The organism is Amycolatopsis thailandensis (assembly GCF_002234405.1).
Classification (GTDB): Bacteria; Actinomycetota; Actinomycetes; order Mycobacteriales; family Pseudonocardiaceae; genus Amycolatopsis; species Amycolatopsis thailandensis.
This window is the reverse complement of record NZ_NMQT01000046.1, coordinates 60,237-70,747: the sequence shown is the minus strand read 5'-3', so window position 1 is coordinate 70,747 and position 10,511 is coordinate 60,237. Positions and strand designations below refer to the sequence as shown.

The following is a 10,511-nucleotide window of genomic DNA, read 5'->3' as shown; positions in this document are numbered from 1 at the left end:
CCCCACGCATTTCGTCCTCTGAATGCGGTACTTGCACACGCAAGGACCGCATTGAGAGGACGAAATGCGTTTCAGAGGGAGTGAGCCGCACGGTAGGCGGAGAAGCGTTCGTCGACCTCGCCCGCGGTGAGCCCGAAATCGGCCAGATCGTACCGATGCACGGGTTTCCTTTCCCCGGAACGACTTTCGGCGTGCACGGCGGTCATCGCGTCCCGTGCCTCACCGCTCAGCGACAGCCCGAAGTGCCGGTAGACCCCCTCGACGGTGGCGATCGGGTCCGCGACGAAGTCCTCGTACCGGACATCGCAGAACTGCGCCGGATCGTGCCGCTTCCTCGCCTCCAGTGACCTCTCCGCGCCCCGCGCCCACAGATCCAGCTGGCCGCGCCCGATCACGTCACCGCGAAAGACGTCGGACCAGCCCTCCGAGGCCTGTTCGTTCAGGCTGCACACCGACGCGATGATCGTGCTCGGCGCGCGGTGGGTCTGGACGATCAGCGCGTCCGGATACACCTCCAGCAAGGCGTCGAGCGCGAAGATGTGACTCGGGTTCTTGAGTACCCAGCGGCGTTTCGCGTCGGGCAGGCCGATCAGCTGGAGATTCCGGCGGTGCCTGCGATAGGCGTCGGTCCAGCTCTGCCCGTCCAGCCAGCGCGAGTACGACGGCACGTGCGCGAGGCATTCGTAGGACACCGATTTCAGCGACTGCCGCAGGAGCTGCCAGCATTCCTCGACCTGATCCGCGGACATGTGGTGCAGGCCCATGAACTCGGGATGTTCGACGTGGTGCTTCTCGTAACCCGCCTGGATCCCTTGGAAGACCGGGTTTTCCGCCCAGGTCTCACGCGGCGGCCGTGGCTGCGGCACCTCGGTGAGCCACACTTCCAGCCCTTGGTGTGCCGGGTCCTCGGTGAGCAGCCGGTGCAGCGCCGTGGTCCCGGTGCGCGGCAGGCCGGTGACGAAGATGGGCCGCTCGACGGGAACGTCGGCGTACTGTGGGTTCTGCTTCCAGGACGCCTCGCTCAACGACCTCGCCACGAGGGCACCGCGCAGGAACGCGCGATGGATCTTGTTGCCGTACGGCGTCAAACCGGCCTCACCGGCATACGAGTCCAGCAGGACCCGCAATCCTTCGAGGTGGTCTTCGCCGCCGAAGTCGTCCAGCCCGGTGAGTTTCGCCGCGGACGCGTGCAGATCCTCCACGGTGCCGACGTTTTCCCGCCCTGGCAGCATGTTCTCCCCTTCAGTGGTGGTATTCACCGGCGTTGACGTCGAGGCACTGACCGGTGACGCACCGGGCGAGCGACGAGGCCAGGAACACGACGGTGTCGGCGATCTCGTCCGGTTCCGGGAGGCGGCGCAGGTCGATCGTCTCCGCCGTCTCGGCGTACACCTGTTCCGGCGGCACACCGCGTTCCTTGGCCAGGTAAGCGAAATACCACTTGAGCGAGTCCGCCCAGATGTAGCCGGGCGCCACGGAGTTGACGCGGATCCCGCGCGGCCCGAGTTCCGAGGCCAGGCTCTGGGCGAGCGCGAGCAGGCTCGCCTTCGCCATCTTGTACGCGCCGAACGTCCGCCGCGAATGCCGGAGCACCGCCGAATTGATCATCACCACCGAGCCGCCGCTCTCCTCGAGCGAAGGCGTGAACAGCCGGGTGAGCCGGAGCGCCGCGAGCACGTTGGTCTCGAAGCCCGCCCGCACGTCGGCGAGGTCGACGTCGGCGAGATCCATGATCGGCGGGATCGCGAAAGCGTTGTTCACCAAGGCATCCACCCGGCCGAACGCCTTCAGCGCGGCTTCGGCGAGGTTCGCGGCCGAAGTGTCGTCGGTGATGTCGGTGGGCACGGTGACCGCGCGGCGGCCGAGCGCGTCGACCTCCTTGGCGACCTCGGCGAGCCGCGATTCGGTGCGGGCGGCGAGGACGACGTCCGCACCCGCCGCGGCACTGCGCACGGCGATGGACCGGCCTAGTCCCGGTCCGACTCCGGAGACGACGACCACTTTGTCCCGCAAGAGATCCGTCATCCCAGCATCCTCCCCGCGACAGCTTCCTGGCGGGCCGCGATCCGGGCCGCCCACTCCTCCGGGGTCACCCGGGCCTCGTCGTGGAACGGCAGCCTGTCGGCGAGTTCGCCGAACTTCACCACCTCGACCTCGGGGCCGTCGGCCACGTCGAGCGCGCGGGACAGCCGCTGCCAGCGGATCTGGACGTAGCCCCGATCGTGCCCGGTGCGTTCGAGCCAGTTGGCCAGGCCGGGATCGCGTTCGCTGATCACGAACCGGATCTTGCCGTCCGGGTCGACCCGCGCCTGGTCGGCGGTGAGGCTCGTCTGGTGGTTGATGTAGTCGAGCGAGAGGTACCAGACGCTGCCGAGCTGGATGCCCTGATACGGCGCGTCCGAGCGCGGAACCGTGACGATCATGACCTCCTCGTCGCCGAGTTCGTAGTGTCCGGCCGAGGAATACTGCGTCGTCAGGCCGCCAGGGGTCGGACGCGGTTCGGTCATCGTGTTCACCGGCAGGTTCAGGTAGAACCACTTCGGGAAGGCGAGGAAGGTGCGCAGCCTGCTCAGCAGGATCTTGCCGGAGACGCCGTAGCGCTTGGCCAGCCCGTCGCGGGTGAGCGGCGCGGGCGAACCGCCCGCGGTGTCGGCGCACTGGATCTGGATCGTGCCGCGGCGTTCGGTGGCCCAGTCGCTGTAGACCTCGCGCACCACGAGCATCGACGAGCCGGGGCCGAGGATGAAGTAGTTGGGGCCGGGGTCGGGTTTCGCCGGTCCGAAGCGGAGTTCGAACGTGCCGTCCTCGGCGATCTCGATCTCACGGTCGTCGAAGGCGGCGAGGCTGTCCGGTACCTCGACGGGTGAGTAGTCGCCGTTGAGCACTTGGAAACTGACGTCGGCGGTGCTCCCCCGCGTCCCGGTGACGACGTACTCGCGGTCCTCGCGGATGTTCGCGTTGAAGTACAGCGTGTCCGGGTTGTCCAGGCCCATCTTCGTGTACGGCCCGGTGGACTGGGTGAAGAACGGATAGTCCCGTTCGTAGGCCCACGCCATCTGCAGGGACGCGCGGATGCTGCCGGCGAGATAATCGTAGCCCTCGACCAGGTCCTGTTCGGTCCGGATGTGCGGCGCCTCCGCGATGACCTTCTCGGCTTCGACGATCGCGTCCGCGAACGGTTGAGTGAGCACCGGCGACTCCTCATGCTGGTACAAATACGTACCGACTTGGTACGTTCTTCGCTGCGTAAGACTAGAACGCGTTCTAAGGATGGGTCAATGACTCGACGCTCACCGCCCACCGAGCGAGTCGTGCGGCTGCTCGATTTCTTCGCCGCGCACCCGGGCCGCCGATTCGGCCTGTCGGAACTCGCGCGCGAACTGGACCTGGCGAAGCCGACCTGCCTCGGCATCGTGACCGAACTGGCCGCGGGCGGCTACCTGGTCCGGGACCCGGGTCCGGTCACCTACCGGCTCGGGCCGGCGATGGTCGCCGCCGGCCGCGTCGCGAGCGAGGGTTTCGGCGCGAGCGAGGTCGCACGACGGCATCTGGACGACCTGAGCAGGCGATACGGCGCCACGTGCACGGCGTCGGCCGTCGTCGGCGACCGGATCCTGATGCTGCAGAGCGCCGGGCCCGGCCGGGTCAAACTCGGCGAGACCTACCCGTTCGCACCGCCGGTCGGCCTGATGTACGTGCTGTGGGATTCCGACGCGGCGTTCGACGCGTGGCTCGCCAAACCCCCGGCGGTGCCGGTGCGCCTCGACGAAGCGCACCTGCGTCACGTCGTCGCCGAATGCCGCGAACACGGCTACCTGGTGGAAAGCCTGACCTCGGCCGGACGGCGGCTCTACGCGCTGATGGCCGGCGTCGGCGCGGAGGAACTGCCGCCGGAAGTGCGGGCCCTGGTGGGCGAACTCGTTTCGAGTCTCGGCGAACGCGTCTACCTCGGCGCCGACCTGGAGCCGCGCCGCAAACACGCCGTGAGCCTGCTCGCCGCGCCGACGTTCGACGCTTCGGGCAGGCAGGAGCTGGTGCTCACGCTGTCGGTCGGCGAGCCGATCACCGGCGCCGAGATCGCGCGACGGGGCGCGGCGCTGGTCGCCACCGCCGACGCCGTCACCGCCGAATCCGGCGGCCGCCGCCCTACGCGTTTCGTCCTCTGAATGCGGTAGTTGCATACGCAAGGACCGCATCCAGAGGACAAAACGCGGTCAGGAGGACCAGCGGTTCGCGGTGAGTTTCAGGCTCGGCACGTCGTCCATCGACATCATCGTTTCGTACAGCCGGTCGTACTGGGTCGAGGCGGTCAGCCACGCGCCGTCCACCCGCCGGTAGGTGTCCTCGTAGTACGCCGCGCCCTCGATCACCACCCGGTGCTCGGGCACGATCACCTTGTCCCGCATCAGCCACGTGCCCGTCGCGGTGTCGCCGTCGACGTCGATCTCCGGCTGCCCGGCGAAGTGCACGGTGGTCACACCGGGACCGACGGCGTTCCGGAAGAACCCGATGATCGCCTCACGCCCTTCGAAGTTCAGGGGTTCGCCGTACGACGGCGTGCCGAAGCGCGCGTGCGCGTCGGTCGTCAGGGTCCCGGCCATCTCGTCCCACAGCTTGAGGTCGAGGCACCGGAGGTAGCGGGCTTTGAGGCGACGGATCTCTTCGAGCGCGACCAGGTCCATGCCGACAGCGTCCTCCTCCCCTTGACCAAGCACAAGAACTTGTTCTACTTTTCTGATCTCCAACCACGGAGGTCACGATGGTGTCGCCGACCTACGAGCTCACCCATCTCGAAGCACTCGAAGCCGAAGCCGTGCACATCTTCCGCGAGGTCGCGGCGACCTTCGAACGACCGGTCCTGCTGTTCTCCGGCGGCAAGGACTCGATGGTGATGCTCCACGTGGCGGCCAAGGCGTTCTGGCCGTCACCGCCGCCGTTCCCGGTGATGCACGTGGACACCGGGCACAACTTCGACGAGGTGATCGAGTTCCGGGACCGCACGGTCGACAGGTACGGACTCCGGCTCGTCGTCACCAGCGTGCAGGACGACATCGACGCGGGCCGGGTCATCGAAGACCCGAAGGCCGGCCGCAACCGCCTCCAGACCGCCGCCCTGTTGCGCGGGATCCGCGAGTATTCCTTCGACGCCGTCTTCGGCGGCGCCCGGCGCGACGAGGAGAAGGCCCGCGCCAAGGAGCGCGTGTTCAGCTTCCGCGACGAGTTCGGCCAATGGGATCCGCGCAATCAGCGGCCGGAACTCTGGGACCTCTACAACGGCAGGCATCGCAAGGGCGAGCACATCCGCGTCTTCCCGCTGTCGAACTGGACCGAACTCGACATCTGGCAGTACATCGAGGCCGAGGACGTCGACCTGCCGTCGATCTACTACTCGCACCGTCGCCCGGTCGTCCAACGGGACGGGATGCTGCTCGCGCACACCCGCTTCCTCACCCTGGGCGAAGACGAAACCCCTTACGAGGCAACAGTCCGCTTTCGCACCGTCGGCGACGCGACCTGCACCGGCTGCGTGGAGTCGACCGCGACGTCACCGGCCGAAGTGGTCACCGAGGTGGCGGCCAGCAGGCTCACCGAACGCGGCGCCACCCGCGCCGACGACCGGATCTCCGAGGCGGGCATGGAAGACCGGAAGAAGGAAGGCTACTTCTGATGGGCGCCTCACAGCTGGTCCGGCTCGCGACAGCGGGCAGCGTGGACGACGGGAAGTCGACCCTGATCGGCCGTCTGCTGTTCGATTCGAAGACGGTGTTCACCGATCAGCTCGAAGCCATCGAACGCACCAGCCGTGACCGCGGCGAGGCGTATCCGAACCTCGCGCTGCTGACCGACGGCCTGCGCGCCGAACGCGAGCAGGGCATCACGATCGACGTCGCCCACCGGTACTTCGCGACACCGCGGCGGAAATTCATCATCGCCGACACCCCGGGACACGTGCAGTACACCAGGAACATGGTCACCGGGGCGTCCACGGCGGACCTCGCGCTGATCCTGATCGACGCCCGCAAAGGCGTGCTCGAACAGTCGCGACGGCACGCGTTCCTGGCGAGTCTGCTGGGAATCCCGCATCTGGTGTTGTGCGTCAACAAGATGGACCTGGTCGACTGGTCGCAGGAGCGCTTCGAAGAGATCCGCGAGGACTTCCGCCGCTTCGCCATGAAACTCCAGGTGCCCGACCTCACTTTCGTACCCATGTCGGCGCTGCACGGTGACAACGTCGTGCATCGCGGCGCCAGTATGCCTTGGTACGAGGGCACTTCCCTGCTGCACCATCTCGAACAGGTGCATGTGGCCTCGGATCGCAACCTCATCGACGCGCGATTCCCGGTGCAGTACGTGATCCGGGAGCACAGCCGTGACTTCCGCGGGTACGCGGGCACCGTCGCGGGCGGGGTGTTCAAACCCGGTGACGAGGTCGCCGTGCTGCCGTCCGGCTTCACCACGACGGTCCGCGCGATCTGGGGTCCGGGTGGGTCCACGGTCACCGAAGCCTTCGCCTCTCAGGCCGTCACGATCGAACTCGACGACGACCTCGACCTCGGACGCGGCGATCTGATCTGCCGTCCCGGGAACCGTCCGCACACCAGCCGGGACGTCGACGCGATGGTCTGCTGGTTCTCCGAACAAGGGGCGTTGAAAACCGGGAACAGCTACGTCGTCCGGCACACCACCCGGGAGACCAAGGCCGAGATCCGCGATCTGGATTACCGGCTCGACGTCACCACCCTGCACCGCGACGAGACCGCGAAAGCGTTGTCCCTCAACGAGATCGGCCGGATTCGGTTGCGCGCGCGGCAGCCACTGTTGTTCGATTCCTACCGTCGCAACCGGTCCACCGGCGGTTTCCTCCTCGTCGACGAACATTCCGGGGCGACGGTCGCGGCCGGCATGATCACCGGACCGAGTGTGACGGCGTCGAACGTCGTCTGGCACACCGCCGCGGTCACCAGGGCGGAACGCCCGACCCGCGGGCTCACCGTCTGGCTCACCGGGCTTTCCGCGTCCGGGAAGTCGAGTGTGGCCGTGGAGCTGGAGCGACGGCTGGTCGCGTCCGGGCGGCCCGCGTATCTGCTGGACGGCGACAATCTCCGGCACGGACTGAACGGGAACCTCGGTTTCAGTCCCGCCGATCGCGCCGAGAACGTCCGGCGCGTCGCCGAGGTCGCGAAGCTGTTCGCCGACGCCGGTGTGGTGTCGGTGGTCTCCCTGATCAGCCCCTACCAAGCCGACCGCGAACTCGCCCGCGCCGCGCACGAGGCGGCCGGGCTGCCGTTCCTCGAAATCTTCGTCGACACCCCGCTCGAGGTCTGCGAAGACCGCGACCCCAAGGGGATGTACGCGAAGGCCAGGGCGGGCGAGATCAGCGGCTTCACCGGGGTGGACGCCCCCTATGAGCGGCCGGAGAACCCGGATCTGTTGCTACGCCCGGAAAACGGGGACCCCGCCGCGATGGCCGCGCTGATCCTCGCCGCCCTGGAGTAGCTGAAGGGCGCTTTACCCGCATCCGACGCGGGTAAAGCGCCCTTCGCCTCGTCCTATGCGGGTAAAGCGTCCTTCAGCCGCCGTTCGAGGCCCGGTACGGCGCGGTCGCGTAGGTGCGCGCGGTGGCGGCCGTCAGCTTCTCGACCGACCGGAACATCGTCTTCCCGAGCTTCGTCCGTGCCCTCAGAGCCGGATGCGTCGCGGCGTAGTCGTCCTTGTTGACCGCCGGATCGCCCGCGAACCGACCGGACGCGAACAGCGAGTAGGTCAGGATCGGCTTGCCGTCCGCGCTGAACATCACGCCCGCTTCGTTGCGGCCGTCGTTGAACCAGCCCGCCTTCGTGGCGACCCGCAGCCGCTCGGCCGAGTTCAGGCCGAGGCGCACGCCGTCGGTGAACGCGCTCAGCGAACGCAGGATGTTCAGCAGGTACTCGGTGGACTTCGCCGAAAGCAGCGTCCCGCCGACCAGTTTCCGAAGCAGCGTATGCGTCTCGGCCGGGGTCGTCTTCCCGAGGAAGAAGCGGTTCGGGTTCGCCACCGGGACGACCTGCGTGTGCACGAATCCCTTGCCGCGCAGGATCTCGTTGACCTCCGCGGCGGGGACGACCAGCCCGCACAGGCGGACGGCGGTGTTGTCGGACAGCGTCAGCAGCGCGGCCATCGCGTGCCCGAGAGTGATCGAGCTCGGGTACGCGCCGTCGAGGCCGAAGATGCCGTCGGTGTCCTTGATGACGATGTCGGCCGTGACGTCGACGCGCTGGTCCAAAGTGAGCAGTCCGCGGTCGATCTTGTCGAGTACCGCGGTCGCGACCGCGATCTTGTTGACGCTGTAGGCCTCGACCACCTCGTCGGCTCGCTCGGAGACGGCGGGGATCAGGTTCCCGGCGGTGTCGGCGACGCTGACGTACGACGACCAGGTGCCACCCGCCTTCGCCGTTTCCCGGGCGTACACCTGGGAAATCCGGCGCGCGGCGGCCGAGGCGTCAGCGGCCGCGGTGTCCGGACCGGACTCGGCGGCATGGGCGATCTGCGTTGTCCCGAGTACCGCGCCCGCGGCGGCGACCGTTCCCAGCCCCAGCACGCGACGACGGTTGACGTTCGTGTCCACCTCGCGGACCCTACCGCTTTCAGCCCGCCGGTGTGACGAATCCGGTGTCGTAGGCCTTGATCACCGCTTGTGTCCGGTCCCTCGCGCCGAGTTTCGCGAGGATGTTCCCGACATGCGTCTTCACCGTCTGCACGCCGAGGTACAGCTCGCCCGCGATCTCCACATTGGACAGTCCGGCCGCCATCAGCCGCAGCACCTCGCGTTCGCGTTCGGTGAGCCCGGAGTCGGCGAGACCGTTCTGAGGAGCCCGGTTCGCCTGCTGCGAGGCCAGCCGCCGGATCGCGGCCGGGAACAACAGGGACTCCCCCGCCGCCACCGTGCGGATCGCCGCGACGATCTCCTCGGGCCGCGCCCGCTTCAGCAGGAAGCCGCTCGCGCCGGCGAGCAGCGCGTCGTAGACGTAGTCGTCGTTTTCGAAGGTGGTCACCACGATCACCTTCGGCGGACTATCCATAGTGGACATCAGATGCGTGGTCGCGCGGATCCCGTCGACCGAGGGCATCCGGACGTCCATCAGCACGACGTCGGGCCGGAATCGCGAGACCAGGCCGGGTACTTCGGCGCCGTCGGCAGCCTCGCCCACGACCTCCAGATCGGGCTCGGAGGCGACGATCGCCCGCAGCCCCGCCCGGATGAGCTGTTCGTCGTCGACCAGCAGCACCCCGATGCTCATCACCGCTTCCCCCATGGCACCGCCACCTCGACCTTCCAGAATCCGTCCGCGCGGCCAGCGGTGATCGTGCCCCCGAGCACTTCCACCCGTTCCGCCATTCCCGCGAGCCCCCGGCCGCCCCCGTCCCGTGACGGCGCCGCGGCGCCGAGCGGGTTGGCCACCCGCAACCGCAGCAGCTCCGCTTCGGCGTCGACGAGCACCGTCACCGGCACCTTACCGGCGTGCCGCAACGCGTTCGTCAGGCATTCCTGCAAGATCCGGTACGCCTCGCGGGAGACGACCGGCGGCACCGACGCCGGTTCGCCCCGGACCTCCGCCGTCACCTCGGCGCCGGCCAGCCGTGTGGCCTCGACCAGCGCGGAAAGCTCTGTCAGTCCCGATTGCGGCGCCCGCGACGACGCTTCCTCGCGCAGCAGCCCGAGCACGTGGTCGAGGTCGTCCAGCGCGGCCCGGGCCGACTCCTCGATCGCGGTGAGCGCCTGTTCGGTGAACTCCGGATCCGACCGCAGGGTCCGGCGCGCGGCCCCGGCCTGGATGGTCACGACGCTCAGCGCGTGGCCGACCGAATCGTGCAGTTCCCGCGCGAGCCGGTTGCGTTCGGCGAGCTGTTCGGTGCGCTTCTCCAGCTGGGCGATCCGTTCGGCGGCCGAGATCCCCAGCAGGCTCTTGGCGCAGCGGGTCAGCACCGCGCCTGCCGCCCAGACGACGTATGCCAGCACGACGAGACCGAGCAGGAAGGCCGCGGGGATCCAGGCGCTCGCCCAGCCTTTCGGCACCGAGATCGGGTCCTCTGTGGACAGCGCTATCCGGCCGGTGAACGGCGCCGCGACCGAGAAGCCGAAGGCGACCGGTACGAGCAGGCTCACCAGGCTGACGACACAACCGGTGGCCACGTGCAGCAGGAACATCGCGCTGGACCGCAGCCGGACCGGCCAGCTCCCCGCGGGCCCGAACGTCACCCCGGGCACCGGATCGTCCAGCAGTTCCCGGACGGCCGCGCCTTCCAGTACCCGGACGGCGGGGAGGAACGACGACGCGATCACCACCAGGACGACGGTGATCATCGCGATGACGATCCCGCGCCCCATCGTCACGACAAGCGGCAGCAGCGACGGCACCACGATGGCGGCGAAGAGCAGATACGGCACGCTCAGCGCGCCACCGAGGATGAAGTAGACCCACCGGCGGTAGGTCGCCCGGTCCACGAGCGGGCCGAAAAGTCGCATGCGCTCT

Annotated in this window: 10 protein-coding genes; 3 read left to right on the top strand and 7 right to left on the bottom strand. The window is 68.3% G+C overall.

Annotated features, from left to right (window positions below; genetic code table 11):
• Positions 1-71: 71 nt before the first annotated feature.
• Genes CFP71_RS14060 through CFP71_RS14050 form a run of 3 tightly spaced genes read right to left on the bottom strand, consistent with a single transcriptional unit; the run spans position 72 to position 3,191 of the window.
• Entirely contained in the window at positions 72-1,232 is a 1,161-nt protein-coding gene (locus CFP71_RS14060) for a sulfotransferase family protein (RefSeq protein WP_093934293.1), read from the bottom strand.
• A gap of 10 nt (positions 1,233-1,242) precedes the next feature.
• On the bottom strand, positions 1,243-2,025 hold the full coding sequence (locus CFP71_RS14055; RefSeq protein ID WP_093934292.1) for an SDR family oxidoreductase: 783 nt from the start codon (positions 2,023-2,025) through the stop codon (positions 1,243-1,245).
• On the bottom strand, positions 2,022-3,191 hold the full coding sequence (locus tag CFP71_RS14050; protein ID WP_167406118.1) for a DUF1214 domain-containing protein: 1,170 nt from the start codon (positions 3,189-3,191) through the stop codon (positions 2,022-2,024). The genes CFP71_RS14055 and CFP71_RS14050 overlap by 4 nt, the downstream gene beginning before the upstream one ends.
• A gap of 87 nt (positions 3,192-3,278) precedes the next feature.
• On the opposite strand from CFP71_RS14050, the gene CFP71_RS14045 reads away from it, so the two are divergent.
• Positions 3,279-4,166, top strand: coding sequence for a helix-turn-helix domain-containing protein (locus CFP71_RS14045; protein ID WP_093934290.1), 888 nt, complete (start codon positions 3,279-3,281; stop codon positions 4,164-4,166).
• A 48-nt stretch (positions 4,167-4,214) separates the two neighbouring features.
• Here CFP71_RS14045 and CFP71_RS14040 read toward each other — a convergent pair whose 3' ends face one another.
• Positions 4,215-4,682, bottom strand: a complete 468-nt coding sequence (locus tag CFP71_RS14040; RefSeq protein ID WP_093934289.1) for a nuclear transport factor 2 family protein — start codon at positions 4,680-4,682, stop codon at positions 4,215-4,217.
• A 77-nt stretch (positions 4,683-4,759) separates the two neighbouring features.
• Here CFP71_RS14040 and cysD point away from each other — a divergent pair, with 77 nt between their 5' ends.
• Positions 4,760-5,668 carry a sulfate adenylyltransferase subunit CysD gene (gene cysD / locus CFP71_RS14035; RefSeq protein ID WP_093934288.1) on the top strand — a complete coding sequence of 303 codons (909 nt, stop codon included), beginning with the start codon at positions 4,760-4,762 and terminating at the stop codon, positions 5,666-5,668.
• Entirely contained in the window at positions 5,668-7,497 is a 1,830-nt protein-coding gene (gene cysC / locus CFP71_RS14030; RefSeq protein ID WP_093934287.1) for an adenylyl-sulfate kinase, read from the top strand. Before cysD ends, cysC begins: the two co-directional genes overlap by 1 nt.
• Positions 7,498-7,570: 73 nt before the next feature.
• Here the strand turns inward: cysC and CFP71_RS14025 are convergent, their stop codons facing one another.
• Genes CFP71_RS14025 through CFP71_RS14015 form a run of 3 tightly spaced genes read right to left on the bottom strand, consistent with a single transcriptional unit; the run spans position 7,571 to position 10,504 of the window.
• On the bottom strand, positions 7,571-8,605 hold the full coding sequence (locus CFP71_RS14025; protein ID WP_093934286.1) for a serine hydrolase: 1,035 nt from the start codon (positions 8,603-8,605) through the stop codon (positions 7,571-7,573).
• A 19-nt stretch (positions 8,606-8,624) separates the two neighbouring features.
• A complete protein-coding gene (locus CFP71_RS14020; RefSeq protein ID WP_093934298.1) occupies positions 8,625-9,278 on the bottom strand; it encodes a response regulator in 654 nt (217 codons plus the stop codon).
• Positions 9,278-10,504, bottom strand: a complete 1,227-nt coding sequence (locus CFP71_RS14015; RefSeq protein ID WP_093934285.1) for a sensor histidine kinase — start codon at positions 10,502-10,504, stop codon at positions 9,278-9,280. Before CFP71_RS14015 ends, CFP71_RS14020 begins: the two co-directional genes overlap by 1 nt.
• Positions 10,505-10,511 lie beyond the last annotated feature (7 nt).